Origin of the sequence: Pseudomonas helmanticensis (assembly GCF_900182985.1) — a bacterium.
In the GTDB taxonomy this organism is placed as follows: Bacteria; Pseudomonadota; Gammaproteobacteria; order Pseudomonadales; family Pseudomonadaceae; genus Aquipseudomonas; species Aquipseudomonas helmanticensis.
This window is the reverse complement of record NZ_FXUY01000001.1, coordinates 3,851,786-3,868,669: the sequence shown is the minus strand read 5'-3', so window position 1 is coordinate 3,868,669 and position 16,884 is coordinate 3,851,786. Positions and strand designations below refer to the sequence as shown.

General features: G+C 60.0%; 11 protein-coding genes. 8 read left to right on the top strand and 3 right to left on the bottom strand.

Going from position 1 to position 16,884, the window contains the following annotated elements; genetic code table 11:
• Nucleotides 1-3 precede the first annotated feature (3 nt).
• From QOL84_RS17250 to hemE, 7 genes are all read left to right on the top strand, one after another.
• The gene (locus QOL84_RS17250; RefSeq protein ID WP_283437975.1) at nt 4-2,085 is read left to right on the top strand and encodes a type IV pilus secretin PilQ; all 2,082 of its coding nucleotides are present in this window, start codon (nt 4-6) and stop codon (nt 2,083-2,085) included.
• A 4-nt stretch (nt 2,086-2,089) separates the two neighbouring features.
• Nucleotides 2,090-2,608 carry a shikimate kinase AroK gene (gene aroK, locus QOL84_RS17245; RefSeq protein WP_129387982.1) on the top strand — a complete coding sequence of 173 codons (519 nt, stop codon included), beginning with the start codon at nt 2,090-2,092 and terminating at the stop codon, nt 2,606-2,608.
• A 152-nt stretch (nt 2,609-2,760) separates the two neighbouring features.
• Nucleotides 2,761-3,861, top strand: coding sequence for a 3-dehydroquinate synthase (gene aroB, locus QOL84_RS17240; protein ID WP_129387985.1), 1,101 nt, complete (start codon nt 2,761-2,763; stop codon nt 3,859-3,861).
• 10 nt (nt 3,862-3,871) lie between these two features.
• Complete coding sequence (locus QOL84_RS17235) at nt 3,872-5,461, top strand: AAA family ATPase (RefSeq protein WP_283437974.1); 1,590 nt, start codon at nt 3,872-3,874, stop codon at nt 5,459-5,461.
• Between the two features lie 350 nt (nt 5,462-5,811).
• A complete protein-coding gene (gltB, locus tag QOL84_RS17230) occupies nt 5,812-10,257 on the top strand; it encodes a glutamate synthase large subunit (RefSeq protein ID WP_283437973.1) in 4,446 nt (1,481 codons plus the stop codon).
• A 33-nt stretch (nt 10,258-10,290) separates the two neighbouring features.
• Nucleotides 10,291-11,709, top strand: coding sequence for an FAD-dependent oxidoreductase (locus QOL84_RS17225; protein WP_007909438.1), 1,419 nt, complete (start codon nt 10,291-10,293; stop codon nt 11,707-11,709).
• 361 nt (nt 11,710-12,070) lie between these two features.
• Nucleotides 12,071-13,138 carry a uroporphyrinogen decarboxylase gene (hemE, locus tag QOL84_RS17220; protein WP_016983859.1) on the top strand — a complete coding sequence of 356 codons (1,068 nt, stop codon included), beginning with the start codon at nt 12,071-12,073 and terminating at the stop codon, nt 13,136-13,138.
• Between the two features lie 123 nt (nt 13,139-13,261).
• Here the strand turns inward: hemE and QOL84_RS17215 are convergent, their stop codons facing one another.
• A complete protein-coding gene (locus tag QOL84_RS17215) occupies nt 13,262-14,536 on the bottom strand; it encodes an MFS transporter (RefSeq protein ID WP_129387997.1) in 1,275 nt (424 codons plus the stop codon).
• Nucleotides 14,537-14,654: 118 nt separating this feature from the next.
• Here QOL84_RS17215 and QOL84_RS17210 point away from each other — a divergent pair, with 118 nt between their 5' ends.
• Nucleotides 14,655-15,557: a LysR family transcriptional regulator gene (locus tag QOL84_RS17210; protein ID WP_129388000.1), complete on the top strand. Its 903-nt coding sequence runs from the start codon at nt 14,655-14,657 to the stop codon at nt 15,555-15,557.
• A gap of 103 nt (nt 15,558-15,660) precedes the next feature.
• On the opposite strand, the gene QOL84_RS17205 is transcribed toward QOL84_RS17210, so the two are convergent.
• Nucleotides 15,661-16,098, bottom strand: a complete 438-nt coding sequence (locus QOL84_RS17205; protein WP_129388006.1) for an excinuclease — start codon at nt 16,096-16,098, stop codon at nt 15,661-15,663.
• Between the two features lie 336 nt (nt 16,099-16,434).
• Complete coding sequence (locus QOL84_RS17200; RefSeq protein WP_283437972.1) at nt 16,435-16,878, bottom strand: excinuclease; 444 nt, start codon at nt 16,876-16,878, stop codon at nt 16,435-16,437.
• Nucleotides 16,879-16,884 lie beyond the last annotated feature (6 nt).

Genomic DNA, 16,884 nt, shown 5'->3' with positions numbered 1-16,884 from the left:
ATAATGAACAGGATTTTCTCCACCCTCGGTTTTTCGCTATGGATAGCGCTGTTGTCGCCGATGGTTTACGCGGCCAATCTGCAGACGCTGGATGTCGCGGCATTGCCCGGCGACCGCGTCGAGCTGAAGCTGGCATTCGACAGTCCACCGCCAGTACCAAAGGGCTACACCACCGATTCGCCCGCGCGGATCGCCCTCGACTTGCCGGGTGTTGCCAGCCAGTTGGCCAGCAAGAATGTCGATCTGGGCAGCGGCAATGCGCGCACGGCGACGGTGGTCGAAGCCAAGGACCGCACGCGGCTGATCGTCAGTCTCACCCAACTGGCGCCGTACAGCACGAGGGTCGAGGGCAATAATCTGTTCGTCGTGGTCGGGCAGGGCGCTCCGACAGCCGCACCGCGCACCGCCGCTGTAGCACCGCGCGCGACGGCGGCGGCAGTGACACCGGCCAAGTCATTCTTGGCGAAAAACCGCGCCATTCGCGGCGTCGACTTTCAGCGTGGTACGGCGGGTGAAGGCAATGTCGTCATTGATCTGTCTGACCCGACCATCGCCCCGGATATCCAGGAGCATGACGGCAAGATCATCCTCGGCTTTGCCCGTACGCAGTTGCCGGAAAAACTGCGGGTGCGCCTCGACGTCAAGGATTTCGCCACGCCGGTGCAGTTCGTCAATGCCGGCGTGAGCGGTGATCGCACGGTGATTACTGTCGAGCCGAGCGGCACTTTCGAATATTCCACCTTCCAGACCGACAACAAGCTGACCGTCAGTATCCGGCCGATGACGCTCGACGATCTGCAAAAACGCAACGCCGACCGCAACGCCTACGTCGGTGAAAAGCTTTCGCTGAATTTCCAGGACATCGACGTGCGTTCTGTGCTGCAACTGATTGCCGACTTCACCAACCTCAATCTGGTGGCCAGCGACACGGTGCAGGGCGGTATTACTCTGCGTCTGCAAAACGTGCCGTGGGATCAGGCGCTGGATCTGGTGCTGAAAACCAAAGGCCTGGATAAACGCAAGATCGGTAACGTGCTGCTGGTGGCGCCGGCCGACGAGATTGCCGCCCGCGAACGCCAGGAACTGGAATCGCAGAAACAGATTGCCGAACTGGCGCCGCTGCGCCGTGAGCTGCTGCAAGTGAATTACGCCAAGGCTGCAGACATCGCCAAACTGTTCCAGTCAGTGACCAGCGCCGAGGCGAAAATCGACGAGCGTGGTTCGATCACGGTGGATGAGCGGACCAACAACATCATTGCCTACCAGACCCAGGATCGCCTCGATGAGCTGCGGCGAATCGTGGCGCAACTGGATATTCCGGTGCGCCAAGTGATGATCGAGGCGCGCATCGTCGAGGCCAACGTCGATTACGACAAGAGTCTGGGCGTGCGCTGGGGTGGTTCGGTGCAGAACAAGGGCAACTGGAACACCTCCGGAGTCAGCAACGGATCATCGACAACCATTGGCACGCCGGGCAGCACCAGCACTAACTCGCCCTTCGTCGACATGGGCACGGTCGGCAATACCTCGGGGATCGGCATTGCTTTTATCACCGACAACGTTTTGCTTGATCTCGAACTGACGGCCATGGAGAAGACCGGCAACGGCGAAATCGTCTCGCAGCCCAAGGTCGTCACCTCCGACAAGGAAACTGCGAAGATCCTCAAAGGCACCGAGATTCCGTATCAGGAAGCCAGCTCCAGCGGCGCTACCTCCGTGTCGTTCAAAGAAGCTTCGTTGTCGCTGGAAGTGACGCCGCAAATCACCCCGGACAACCGCATCATCATGGAGGTCAAGGTCACCAAGGATGAGCCGGACTATCTGAACAAAGTGCAGGATGTGCCGCCGATCAAGAAAAACGAGGTCAATGCCAAGGTCCTGGTCAACGACGGCGAAACCATCGTGATTGGTGGTGTTTTCTCAAATACTCAAAGCAAGGTCGTAGATAAGGTGCCATTTCTTGGCGATGTGCCGTATCTTGGCCGCCTTTTCCGGCGTGATGTGGTTTCGGAGAAAAAATCCGAGCTGCTGGTATTTCTCACTCCGCGTATCATGAATAACCAGGCGATTGCTGTGAGTCATTGATTCTGTGCGAAATTTGATTCTTGTAGGACCGATGGGCGCTGGAAAAAGCACCATCGGCCGGCTGCTGGCCAAAGAGCTGCGCCTGCCGTTCAAAGATTCCGACAAGGAAATTGAACTGCGCACGGGCGCCAATATCCCGTGGATCTTCGATAAAGAAGGCGAACCGGGCTTTCGTGACCGTGAGCAGGCGATGATCGCCGAGCTGTGCGGGTTCGATGGCGTGGTGCTGGCGACCGGTGGCGGCGCCGTCATGCGTGATGCCAATCGCAAGGCCCTCCATGAGGGCGGGCGAGTGGTGTACCTGCACGCCTCTGTCGAACAGCAGGTCGGCCGCACGTCGCGCGACCGCAATCGGCCGTTGCTGCGCACCGCCAATCCAGAAAAAACCCTGCGTGACTTGCTGGCGATCCGCGATCCGCTTTATCGGGAGATCGCCGATCTGGTGGTGGAAACCGACGAACGGCCGCCACGCATGGTGGTGCTCGACATTCTCGATCGTCTGGCGCAGCTTCCTCCCCGTTAAAGCATCGCTCGAAATGCGCTATCCTCGGCGTCCTGTCACAGCCCGTCGAGGTTGTGGCGGATGGCGTGCGAGCGGCGTCATACCCGCTACAGGCCGCCGATAACCAATAATTCAGGGCAGGACGCCTGCTTCCATCTTCACTGTGGGGACACATGCAGACACTCAAGGTCGATCTAGGCGAGCGCAGCTACCCGATTCATATTGGCGAAGGTTTGTTGGATCAGCCTGAGCTGCTGGCTCCGCATATCCATGGGCGGCAGGTGGCAATCATCTCCAACGAGACCGTTGCGCCGCTCTATCTTGAACGTCTGACCCGCAGCCTGACGCAGTTCTCGGTGATCTCCGTGGTGTTGCCCGATGGCGAAGCCTTCAAGAACTGGGAAACCCTGCAACTGATTTTCGACGGTCTACTGACCGCTCGGCATGATCGCCGCACCACCGTTATCGCCCTCGGCGGCGGTGTCATCGGCGACATGGCCGGCTTCGCCGCTGCCTGCTATCAGCGCGGTGTCGATTTTATCCAGATTCCCACCACGTTGTTGTCCCAGGTCGATTCGTCGGTGGGCGGCAAGACCGGCATCAACCATCCGCTGGGCAAAAACATGGTCGGCGCGTTCTATCAGCCGAATGTGGTGCTGATCGATACCGCGTCCCTGAAAACCCTGCCAGAGCGCGAGCTGTCGGCGGGCCTGGCGGAAGTCATCAAGTACGGTCTGATCTGCGACGAGCCGTTCCTGACCTGGCTCGAAGACAACGTCGATGCCCTGCGCGCGCTGGATCAGAAAGCCCTGACCTATGCCATCGAGCGCTCCTGCGCAGCCAAGGCTTTGGTGGTTGGCGCCGACGAAAAAGAAACCGGCGTGCGCGCCACGCTCAACCTCGGCCACACCTTCGGCCACGCCATCGAGACCCACATGGGCTATGGTGTCTGGCTGCATGGTGAGGCGGTCGCGGCTGGCACCGTGATGGCGCTGGAAATGTCCGCGCGTCTGGGCTGGATCAGCGAAGCGGAGCGTGATCGCGGCATCCGTCTGTTCCAGCGCGCCGGCCTGCCGGTGATTCCGCCAGAAGAAATGACCGAAGCCGATTTTCTCGAACACATGGCAATTGATAAAAAAGTGATCGACGGTCGTCTGCGCCTGGTGCTGCTGCGCCGGATGGGCGAAGCGGTGGTGACCGCCGATTATCCGAAAGAGGTTCTACAGGCCACGCTGGGAGCGGATTACCGCGCCCTGGCTCAGCTTAAAGGTTAATAAGATTCCGATGACTAGTTTGCATGCCGACGAGGCGTTCCTCGGCCATTTTCAGTTAAGTCACGACCCGTTCGCGCCGCGCGTGCCGGGCTTCAAATTTTTCCCGGCCCAGCGCAAACCGGTTCTGGGTCAACTGCATCATCTGGCGCGTTACAGCCAGTTGCTGCTGGTGGTCACCGGCCCGCAAGGCAGCGGCAAGACCCTGCTGCGTCAGGCGTTGGTGGCCAGCACTAACAAGCAATCTGTGCAGAGCGTGGTGGTTTCCGCCCGTGGCGCCGGTGATGCCGCTGGCGTGTTGCGTCAGGTCGCTCAGGCGCTGGATGTGGCGCAGGCTGACGTCGGCGCGATTCTGGCGCAAGTCGTGCAGCTGGCGCTGACCGGTCAGGAAGTCTACTTGCTGGTAGATGACGCCGAGCAGCTCGATGAATCCGCGCTCGAAGCGTTGATGGCGCTGGGTGCCGGTGCGCCGGAAGGTCGCCCGCACGTGTTCCTGTTCGGTGAATCGTCGCTGATCGCTCAGCTCGAGGCTTTGCACCTTGAGGAAGAGCGCTTCCACGTCATCGAATTGCAGCCGTACACCGAAGAAGAGACCCGCGAGTATCTCGACCAGCGGCTCGAAGGTGCCGGCCGCGGTGTCGAACTTTTCACTGCGGATCAGATCTCTGATATTCACGAAAGCGCCGAGGGTTGGCCTGGCAATATCAACCAGGTAGCTCGCGATGCACTGATCGAAGTCATGATTGCCAGCCGCTCTGCGGTGAAGCGTCCAAGTATGGGGTTCAACATGCCGAAGAAACACGTATTGGCGATTTCCGCCGTCGTCGTGGTCGCGGTCGCCGCCGCCTGGTTGATGCCGGGCCGCAGCAAGGCGCCGACCACCGGTGCTCCGGCCAATGAACAGGCACAGCTGCCATTGGGCCAAGGCGCCAATGGTGGAAATCCATCCGTCGAATTCGCCGGTAACACGCAGCCGATGCCGTTGCCGCTGGTCGGCAACTCGCAACCGGTCATGCGCGGCCCGCTGGCCGAAGCTGCCGGTGGTATCACCGAAGGCGACGACGGCGTGCCGGTCGAAGGCTCCAGCGCCACGCCGCCAACCGTGACCACTTCAGCGCCACCAGTGGGAGTGCCGGCCGGTCCTGCACCGACGCCGGTGCCGCTGCCAGCCGCCAAACCGACCCCTGCGCCAACGCAGATCGCTTCTGCCAAACCTGCACCAGCAGCGCCGGCGGCGAAACCGGCTCCTGCGCCAGCCAAACCGGTTGCAGCAGCGAAACCTGCCGAGAAGCCGGTTACCGTTGCCAAGGCTGCCGGTGGCAGTTGGTACGCCGGTCAGCCGACCGGCAACTACGTGGTGCAGATCCTCGGCACCAGCTCCGAAGCGACCGCGCAAAACTTCGTCAAGGAGCAGGGCGGCGAGTACCGTTATTTCAAGAAAGTCCTCAACGGCAAGCCTCTCTACGTGATCACCTACGGCAACTTCGCCAATCGTGACGCAGCCGTTTCTGCTATCAAGGCCTTGCCAGCGAAGGTTCAGGCTGGTAAACCTTGGCCTCGCACTGTCGCCAGCGTCCAACAGGAACTGGCAACAACTCGCTGAAGATTCGGCGGCCTTACCCAGGCCGCCTCTCCAAGCACCTCAAAATTTCTACGAGTGCGCGCCGTCTCTACAGACCGCGTGCCTTGTGGTGTCTGCGTCACAGTAGTCTTTGAGTCGTTGCGGTCAGAATTAAAAAAGTTTTGACTAGCACAGCAGATCGCTTTAAACCTTTCACAAATGCGACATGAATTTGCGACATTTCGTCGTCAAATTTGTGAGCCTCTGTGTCGCTGTGTACAATGACCACCCTTTTGCCCCCGCTAAGCCGGCGTACGTTCGGCGCGGAATGCAAGTGGTTGAATTGAAAAGAAATTTGCCTCGAAAAGAGGCAGCCTGGTGAGAAAGTGTCTATGAAAGCAGGTCTGTACCAACCAGATGAATTCAAGGATAACTGCGGTTTCGGCCTGATAGCCCATATGCAGGGCGAGCCCAGTCATACCCTTTTGCAAACGGCCATCGAGGCCCTGACCTGCATGACCCACCGCGGTGGGATTAATGCCGACGGCAAGACCGGTGACGGTTGCGGTCTGCTGATTCAGAAGCCTGACGCGTTCCTGCGAGCCATTGCCCAGGAAACCTTCAGCGTCGAGCTGCCCAAGCAATATGCCGTGGGCATGGTGTTCTTCAATCAGGATCCGGCCAAGGCCGAAGCCGCTCGCGAAAACATGAACCGCGAGATCCTTGCTGAAGGCCTGCAACTGATCGGCTGGCGCAAAGTGCCAATCGACACCAGCGTCCTCGGCCGCCTCGCTCTTGAGCGCCTGCCACAGATCGAGCAGGTGTACATCGGCGGCGAAGGCCTGAGCGATCAGGACATGGCCGTGAAGCTGTTCAGTGCACGTCGTCGTTCGTCGGTGGCCAATGCCGTCGATTCCGACCACTACATCTGCAGCTTTTCGCACAAAACCATCATCTATAAAGGCCTGATGATGCCGGCCGACCTGGCCGCGTTTTATCCAGACCTGAGTGACGAGCGCCTGCAAACCGCGATCTGCGTGTTCCACCAGCGCTTCTCCACCAACACCCTGCCGAAATGGCCGCTGGCTCAGCCATTCCGCTTCCTCGCCCACAACGGCGAGATCAACACCATCACCGGAAACCGCAACTGGGCACAGGCCCGTCGGACCAAGTTCAGCAACGATCTGATGGATCTGGAAGAACTCGGCCCGCTGGTCAACCGTGTCGGTTCCGACTCCTCGAGCATGGACAACATGCTCGAGCTGATGGTCACCGGTGGCATCGACCTGTTCCGTGGCGTGCGGATGATCATTCCGCCAGCGTGGCAGAACGTCGAAACCATGGACCCGGATCTGCGTGCGTTCTACGAGTACAACTCGATGCACATGGAGCCGTGGGACGGCCCGGCCGGCGTGGTCATGACCGACGGTCGCTACGCGGTGTGCCTGCTCGACCGTAACGGTCTGCGCCCGGCACGCTGGGTCACTACCACCAACGGTTTCATCACCCTCGCCTCGGAAATCGGCGTGTGGGATTACAAGCCGGAAGACGTGATTGCCAAAGGCCGTGTCGGCCCTGGCCAGATCTTCGCCGTGGACACCGAAACCGGGCAGATCCTCGACACCGATGCGATCGACAACCGTCTGAAGTCCCGTCATCCGTACAAGCAATGGCTGCGCAAGAACGCCCTGCGCATTCAGGCGACCATGGAAGACAACGACCACGGTTCGGCTTTTTACGACGTCGATCAGCTCAAGCAATACATGAAGATGTACCAAGTCACGTTCGAAGAGCGCGACCAGGTACTGCGTCCGCTCGGCGAGCAAGGCTACGAAGCCGTTGGCTCGATGGGCGACGACACGCCGATGGCCGTGCTGTCCCAGCGTGTGCGCACGCCGTACGACTATTTCCGCCAGCAGTTCGCGCAGGTCACCAACCCGCCGATCGACCCGCTGCGTGAAGCGATCGTGATGTCGCTGGAAATCTGCCTCGGTGCCGAGCGCAACATTTTCCAGGAGTCGCCGGAACACGCCTCGCGCGTCATCCTCAGCTCGCCAGTGATCTCGCCGGCCAAGTGGCGCTCGCTGATGAACCTCGACCGCCCGGGTTTCGAGCGGCAGATCATCGATCTCAACTACGACGAAAGCGTCGGCCTCGAAGCGGCGATCCGCAACGTCGCCGATCAGGCTGAAGAAGCCGTGCGTGCCGGTCGGACCCAGATCGTCCTGAGCGACCGCCATATCGCTCCGGGCAAGCTGCCGATCCACGCATCCCTGGCGACCGGTGCGGTGCACCACCGCCTGACCGAAAAAGGCCTGCGTTGCGACTCCAACATCCTCGTTGAAACCGCGACCGCCCGTGACCCGCATCACTTCGCGGTGCTGATCGGTTTCGGCGCCTCGGCGGTGTATCCGTTCCTCGCGTACGAAGTGCTGGGCGACCTGATCCGTACCGGTGAAGTACTGGGCGACCTCTACGAGGTGTTCAAGAACTACCGCAAAGGCATCACCAAAGGTCTGCTGAAGATCCTCTCGAAAATGGGTATTTCGACCATCGCTTCGTACCGTGGTGCGCAGCTGTTCGAAGCCATTGGCCTGTCCGAAGAAGTCTGCGACCTGAGCTTCCGTGGCGTGCCGAGCCGCATCAAGGGTGCGCGTTTCGTCGACATCGAAGCCGAACAGAAAGCTCTCGCCAGCGAAGCCTGGAGCCCGCGCAAGCCGATCCAGCAGGGCGGTCTGCTGAAGTTCGTCCACGGTGGCGAATATCACGCCTACAACCCGGACGTGGTCAACACCCTGCAAGCCGCCGTGCAGCAGGGCGACTACGCCAAGTTCAAGGAATACACCTCGCTGGTGGACAACCGTCCGGTGTCGATGATTCGCGACCTGTTCAAGGTCAAGACCCTCGACACGCCGCTGGACATCAGTGAAATCGAACCGCTGGAATCGGTGCTCAAGCGCTTCGACTCCGCCGGTATCTCGCTGGGCGCCTTGTCGCCAGAAGCTCACGAAGCCCTGGCCGAAGCCATGAACCGCCTCGGTGCGCGTTCCAACTCCGGCGAAGGTGGTGAAGACCCGGCGCGTTACGGCACCATCAAGAGCTCGAAAATCAAGCAGGTTGCGACTGGCCGTTTCGGTGTAACACCGGAATACCTGGTCAACGCCGAAGTACTGCAGATCAAGGTCGCGCAAGGCGCCAAGCCGGGCGAGGGCGGGCAACTGCCTGGCGGTAAAGTGAACGGTTTGATCGCCAAGCTGCGTTATGCAGTGCCGGGCGTAACGCTGATTTCGCCACCGCCGCACCACGACATCTACTCGATCGAAGACTTGTCGCAGCTGATTTTCGACCTGAAACAGGTCAACCCGAAAGCACTGGTTTCGGTGAAGCTGGTAGCTGAAGCGGGCGTCGGCACCATCGCTGCCGGTGTGGCCAAGGCCTATGCGGACTTGATCACCATCTCCGGTTACGACGGTGGTACCGGTGCTTCGCCACTGACTTCGATCAAGTACGCCGGCGCACCGTGGGAGCTCGGCCTCGCCGAAACCCACCAGACCCTGCGCGGCAACGACCTGCGCGGCAAAGTCCGGGTGCAGACCGACGGTGGCCTGAAAACCGGCCTCGACGTGATCAAGGCAGCGATACTCGGCGCCGAAAGCTTTGGCTTCGGTACCGCGCCAATGATCGCGCTGGGCTGCAAATACCTGCGTATCTGCCACCTGAACAACTGCGCCACCGGCGTTGCGACACAGAACGAGAAGCTGCGTAAAGACCACTACATCGGCACCGTCGACATGGTGATCAACTTCTTCACCTACGTCGCCGAAGAGACCCGTGAGTGGCTGGCCAAGCTCGGTGTGCGCTCCCTCGAAGAGCTGATCGGTCGCACCGATCTGCTGGAAATCCTCGAAGGCCAGACCGCCAAGCAGAATCACCTGGATCTGACGCCGCTGTTGGGCAGCGATCACATCCCGGCAGACAAGCCACAGTTCTGCGGTGTTGAGCGCAACCCGCCGTTCGACAAAGGTTTGCTGGCCGAGAAAATGGTCGAGATGGCTTCGTCGGCGATCAACGACATGAGCGGCGCCGAGTTTGACCTGGACATCTGCAACTGCGACCGTTCGATCGGCGCGCGGATCTCCGGCGAAATCGCCCGCAAGCACGGCAACCAGGGGATGGCGAAAGCGCCAATCACCTTCCGCTTCAAGGGCACTGCCGGTCAGAGCTTCGGTGTGTGGAACGCCGGCGGTCTGAACATGTACCTCGAAGGCGACGCCAACGACTACGTCGGCAAAGGCATGACCGGTGGCAAGCTGACCATCGTGCCGCCGAAGGGCAGCGTTTATAAGACTCAGGAAAGCGCCATCATCGGCAACACCTGCCTGTACGGCGCCACCGGCGGCAAGTTGTTCGCCGCTGGCACCGCAGGCGAGCGTTTCGCCGTGCGTAACTCCGGTGCCCACACGGTTGTGGAAGGTACTGGCGATCACTGCTGTGAGTACATGACCGGTGGTTTCGTCTGCGTTCTGGGCAAGACCGGTTACAACTTCGGCTCTGGCATGACCGGTGGTTTCGCCTACGTGCTCGACCAGGACAACACCTTCGTTGACCGGGTCAACCACGAACTGGTGGAAATCCAGCGGATCAGCGGCGAGGCGATGGAAGCCTATCGCAGCCACCTGCAAAACGTGCTGAACGAGTACGTCGCGGAAACCGACAGCGAGTGGGGTCGTGAACTCGCCGAAAACCTCGATGACTACCTGCGCCGTTTCTGGCTGGTCAAGCCCAAGGCTGCCAACCTGAAGTCGTTGCTTTCCAGCACTCGTGCCAACCCGCAGTGATATGCGCCTGAAGAGTTTGATGAGGTTTTAACAATGGCTGAACGTCTGAATAACGACTTCCAGTTCATCGATGTCGGGCGCAAAGATCCGAAGAAGAAACTGTTGCGTCAACGCAAGAAAGAGTTCGTCGAGATCTACGAACCGTTCAAACCCCAGCAGTCGGCCGATCAGGCCCACCGCTGTCTGGGTTGCGGCAACCCGTATTGCGAATGGAAGTGCCCGGTGCACAACTTCATTCCCAACTGGCTGAAGCTGGTGGCCGAAGGCAATATCCTTCAGGCCGCCGAGCTGTCTCACCAGACCAACACCTTGCCGGAAGTCTGCGGCCGGGTGTGCCCACAGGATCGTCTGTGCGAGGGTGCCTGCACCCTTAACGACGGCTTCGGCGCGGTGACCATCGGTTCGGTCGAGAAGTACATCACCGACACCGCGTTCGCCATGGGCTGGCGCCCGGACATGTCCAAGGTCAAACCGACCGGCAAACGTGTCGCCATCATTGGCGCAGGCCCGGCGGGTCTCGGTTGTGCGGATGTGTTGGTACGCGGCGGCGTGACCCCGGTGGTGTTCGACAAAAACCCGGAAATCGGTGGTTTGCTGACCTTCGGCATCCCCGAGTTCAAGCTGGAAAAGACCGTGCTGAGCAATCGTCGCGAGGTCTTCACCGGCATGGGCATCGAGTTCCGACTCAATACCGAAGTCGGCAAAGACGTGACCATGGAGCAACTGCTCGCCGAATACGATGCAGTGTTCATGGGCATGGGCACCTACACCTACATGAAGGGCGGTTTTGCCGGTGAAGACCTGCCGGGCGTTTATGACGCGCTGGACTTCCTGATCGCCAACGTCAACCGCAACCTGGGCTTTGAAAAGTCGCCGGAAGATTTCGTCGACATGAAAGGCAAGAAGGTCGTGGTACTCGGCGGTGGCGACACGGCGATGGACTGCAACCGTACTTCGATCCGTCAGGGTGCCAAGTCGGTGACCTGTGCTTATCGTCGTGACGAAGCGAACATGCCCGGCTCGCGCAAAGAGGTGAAGAACGCCAAGGAAGAAGGCGTGAAATTCCTCTACAACCGCCAGCCGATCGCCATCGTCGGTGAAGACAAGGTTGAAGGCGTCAAAGTGGTCGAGACCCGTCTCGGCGAACCGGATGCCCGTGGCCGTCGCAGCCCTGAACCGATCCCGGGTTCCGAAGAGATCATCCCGGCCGACGCCGTGGTTATCGCTTTCGGTTTCCGCCCGAGCCCGGCGCCGTGGTTCGAACAGTTTGAAATCCAGACCGACAGCCAGGGCCGTGTTGTCGCGCCTGAGCAAGGTCAGTACAAGCACCAGACCAGCAACCCGAAAATCTTCGCCGGTGGCGACATGGTGCGCGGTTCCGACCTGGTGGTGACGGCGATCTTCGAAGGCCGCAACGCCGCCGAAGGGATCCTCGACTACCTGGGCGTCTAAACCCGGCTCCTGAGCCAAACGCAATAAACCTGTGGGAGCGAGCCTGCTCGCGAAAGCGGTCTGCCAGCCAATTTAAATGTTGGATGTGCCGACCTCTTCGCGAGCAGGCTCGCTCCCACAGTTGTTTCTCGGTGTTAGTGATAACGCATTGACCGTTCCCACGCTCTGCGTGGGAATGCAGTCGGGGACGCTCTGCGTCCTCAAAAGCGTGACGCAGAGCGTCACAGGAGGCGTTACCACGCAGAGCGTGGGAACGATCATTGCGCAATAAATTGACCCGATAGACAAAAGGCTGACCTGCATCCGTGCCTTTTGCGTCGCGCTCTGAGAAAATGCCCGCACTTTTTTTCCGGATGCCGACATGACTGCCCTGAAGAACGACCGTTTCCTCCGCGCCCTGCTCAAGCAACCCGTAGACGTCACCCCGGTGTGGATGATGCGTCAGGCCGGTCGCTACCTGCCTGAATACCGCGCCAGCCGCGCCCAGGCCGGTGATTTCATGAGCCTGTGCATGAATCCGGAATTCGCCTGCGAAGTCACCATGCAACCGCTCGACCGCTATCCACAACTGGACGCGGCGATCCTGTTTTCCGACATCCTCACCATTCCCGATGCCATGGGCCAGGGCCTGTACTTCGAGACCGGTGAAGGTCCGCGCTTCAAGAAAGTCGTCAGCACCCTCGCCGATATCGAAGCGCTGCCAATCCCTGATCCACACAAAGACCTCGGCTACGTCATGGACGCGGTCAGCACCATCCGACGCGAGCTGAACGGTCGTGTGCCGCTGATCGGTTTCTCCGGCAGCCCGTGGACCCTGGCGACCTACATGGTCGAAGGCGGCTCGTCGAAAGACTTCCGCAAGACCAAAGCGATGCTCTACGACAACCCGCAAGCCATGCACCTGCTGCTGGATAAACTGGCGCAGTCGGTGACTTCGTACCTCAACGGCCAGATCATGGCCGGCGCGCAAGCGGTGCAGATCTTCGATACCTGGGGCGGCAACCTGTCGGCCGCGGCGTATCAGGAATTCTCGCTGGCCTACATGAAGAAAATCGTCAGCGGCCTGATCCGCGAACACGACGGGCGCAAAGTGCCGGTAATCCTCTTCACCAAAAACGGCGGCCTGTGGCTGGAAAGCATCGCCGACGCAGGTGCTGACGCACTGGGCCTGGACTGGACGTGCGACATCGGCAACGCCCGCGCCCGTGTTGGCGACAAGGTTGCCTTGCAAGGCAACATGGACCCAACTGTGCTTTACGCAAAACCGGAAGCGATCCGCACTGAAGTCGGGCGCATTCTGGCCAGCTACGGCAAGGGCAGCGGTCACGTGTTCAACCTCGGCCATGGCATCACGCCTGAGGTTGATCCGGAGCACGCCGGTGCGTTCCTGCGCGCGGTGCATGAGTTGTCGGCGCAGTATCACGAGTGATCGCCACACCATAAAAAACGCCAGGCATATGCCGGGCGTTTTTTTAGATCAAAAGATCGCAGCCTGCGGCAGCTCCTACATGGGATTAATGTAGGAGCTGCCGAAGGCTGCGATCTTTTGCTTTTAAGCTTTGACACCACCGAGTGGCGGCAACTTCGCCAGTTTCAGCGCCACCAGCAGCGCGATCAGCAGCAACGAACCGATAAACAAGCCAATCCCGTTCCACCCGCCCAAATGCCAGAACACCCCGCCCGCCGTCCCGGCAATGCTCGACCCGGCGTAATAACTGAACAGGTACAACGACGACGCCTGTCCCTTGGCCTTGGTCGCGCGACGACCGATCCAGCTACTCGCTACCGAATGCGCGCCAAAGAAACCAAAGGTGAAAATCAGCATGCCGACAATCACCAGCAGCAGCGGCGTAAACATCGTCAGCGCAAGGCCGGCGAACATCAATGCAATCGTGGCCCACAACACCTTGCGCCGGCCCAGCTTGTCCGCCAGTGAACCAATCTTCGCCGAGCTGTAAATCCCCGACAGATACACCACCGAGAGCAAACCCACGAAGACCTGATCAAGGTTGTACGGCGCCGCCAGCAAGCGATAACCGATGTAGTTGAACAGCGTGACGAACGCGCCCATCAGCACGAACGCCTCAAGAAACAGCAACGGCAAACCGGCATCGCGAAAGTGCATGGTGAAGCCGTCGAGCAAGCTGCGCGGGTGCAGGGAGCGCGAGCGGAAGTTGCGCGACTCCGGCAGGATTTTCCAGAACACCGCCGCCGCGATCATCGCCAGACCGCCGATTACCAGCATTGCCGTGTGCCAGCTGACAAAGTCGATCAGAACGCCGGTGATCAAGCGCCCGCTCATCCCGCCAATCGCGTTGCCGCCGATGTACAGACCCATCGCCAAACCGATGTGCTGCGGGTGAATCTCTTCGCTCAGATAAGTCATCGCCACCGCCGCCAGACCGCTCAGCGACAGCCCGATCAGTGCGCGCATGATCAGCACGCCTTCCCAACTCGGCATCATTGCACTGGCCATCGTGCACAGCGCCGCCGCGAACAGCGCAGTCACCATCACCGGTTTGCGCCCGACCCGATCAGAAATCGGCCCGGTAATCAGCAGGCCGATGGCGAGCATGCCGGTGGCCACCGAGAGGATCAGGCTGCTCTGCGCCGCGTTGATGCCATATTCGTGAGACAGCAGCGGCATCATTGGCTGCACGCAGTACAAAAGGGCAAACGTCGCGAAGCCGCCGCTGAACAATGCCAGCACCGTGCGCATGAACATCGGCGTGCCTTTTTCGATGTAGATCTCTTGCAGCTCGGTGACGACATCGTCCGCCGCCGCGGGCGGGACTTCATGGGCTAGGGGCGCGACAGCAGTTTTCACTTCAGACCTCGGAGGGCACGGCCAGGCTGGCAATGAAAAAATCATATAGCTGGCTAATGTTTCTATCCAATATATTGTTCGACCTGTTTGATAGCTTTTACGACCTAATGGGATATCCATGGAATTTCGTCATCTGCGCTACTTCATCGCCGTCGCCGAAGAGCTGCATTTCGGCCGTGCCGCACAGGTGCTGGGCATCTCCCAGCCACCGCTGAGCCAGCAGATTCAGGCGCTGGAGCAGGAGGTCGGCGCGCGGCTGTTTGAACGGACCAATCGTCGGGTCGAGTTGAGCGAAGCGGGTCGACTGTTTCTCGAAGAGGCGCGGTTGGTGCTGGCCCAGGTTGATAAAGCAGCGGATGTGGCGCGGCGTGCACAGTTGGGTGAGCTGGGCGAGTTGAAGATTGGTTTCACCTCTTCGGCACCCTTCAACTCGACCATTCCTCAGGCGATTTTTGCCTTTCGCCAGCGCTTCCCGGCGGTGCACCTGAACTTGCGCGAGATGAGCAGCACCATGGTTGCGGATGCCTTGGTCGATCAGTCGATCGAGGTCGGCATCATGCGGCCGCTGGGTTTGCCGGATTCACTGAGCGTAGTGGAATTGATGCGAGAGCCGCTGGTGGCGGTGCTCAGTTCCAAGCATCCGCTGGCGCAGGGTTCCGAGGACGGCTTGTTTCTGGCGGCGCTGGCCCATGAACCGTTTGTGTTTTTCCCACGCAGCTACGGCAGTGGTTTGTATGCGCAACTGCTCAGCCTGGCTCGCGACGCCGGGTTCAGCCCACATTTCGCGCAAGAGGCCGGCGAGGCGATGACCATTATCGGTCTGGTGGCAGCGGGGTTGGGCGTGTCGGTGATGCCGGCGTCGTATCAGCGGATGCGCATCGATGGCGTGGTCTATCGGCCCTTGCTTGATCCCGAAGCGGTGACCGCCGTGTGGCTGGTGCAGCGCAAGGATCAGAAATCCCCGATGGCCAAGGCCTTTGTCGACCTGCTCACACGTAAGGTAGAACCATCAATTGGGTAATGGCGGCTGACCTCTTCGCGAGCAAGCCCGCTCCCACAAGAAATCGCATTCCAATGTGGGAGCGGGCTTGCTCGCGAAGGCGCCCGCTCAAACAGCAGATTTTTCAGGGCAGTCGTACCAGATCCCCCTTCAACGCCACCCGCGTGACAAAAATCCCCGCCCGACACTCATACGTATTCAAATCCTTGCGCACATGCTGGTCGTAATAACTGACGAGATTGACCACCGCATTCGCCCCGACCCGCTTGGCGTCCGCCTGCAACTTGATCAGATTCGACTGCAACACCCACTCGCAGGAATCATGATCACTCTTGTTGGAACCGTTGGTGCTCAGATCACTGATCACATCCCGACGCAGCAACTGCTGAGTACCCTGCGGCCCATTGCCAAGCAGATAAAACTTCACACTGCCATCCAGCCGCCCGGCCCGCAGCGCATCCGAAACGACCGTTTCGAAGGGCATATACATGAGATTGGTGGCATGGCTAGCGCTCGGCGATAGAGCGAAAAGCGCAACGGCGATCAGGGCTTTCACTTGCATGGTCATCTCCTTGACGGTGAAAGAGAAGCGCGAGTGCAGGTGATGTGCTGAGGCCTGCATCAGCGAGTGTAGACGCCGTCCAGACGCAGCACACTCTGTGGCGAGGGAGCTTGCTCCCGCTGGGGCACGAAGTGGACCCAAGTCTTGCATTCACCGTTTTTCAGCGAGCCCGCGTCGCCGGATTTTGCGACTGCTGCGCAGCCGAGCGGGAGCAAGCTCCCTCGCCACAGGTTCAGCACAATTCAATCAGTGTTTGAAGCAGACAGAGTGTCGGCCATGACAAGCCGACCTGTTTGTGAAAGGGCGCCGAGAGGCGCCCTTTGTCGTTTCTGGCGTTTACTGAACCTTCGCCAGGTCACCCTTCAACGCAACGCCCGCCATGATCGCGCCGGCGTGGCATTCGTAGGTTTGCGCATCCTTGCGCTCGTTGCTTTTGTAGAAGCTGACGATGTTGGTCACGGCATTGGCGCCGGCGCTTTTCGCGGCCTGGTGCAGGCTGATGATGGCCGACTGTGCAACCCATTGGCAGGCTTCTGCGTCGGACTTGTTGAAGGCGTTGGTCTTCTTGTTGGTGACGGCGCCGGGGCTGATGACGCTAACTTTGCCGGCCGGGGTGTTGCCGGCCAGGTAGAACTTGACGCTGCCATCGATTTTGCCGGAGCGGGTGGCTTCGGCGACGGCTTTGTCGAATGGCAGGTAAACCGCCGTGTCACGGGCCTGGCTGACCGCCGGCAAGGCGCAGAGCAGCAGGGTGGTGACAGCGAGTTTGTTGAAGCGCATGAAGGT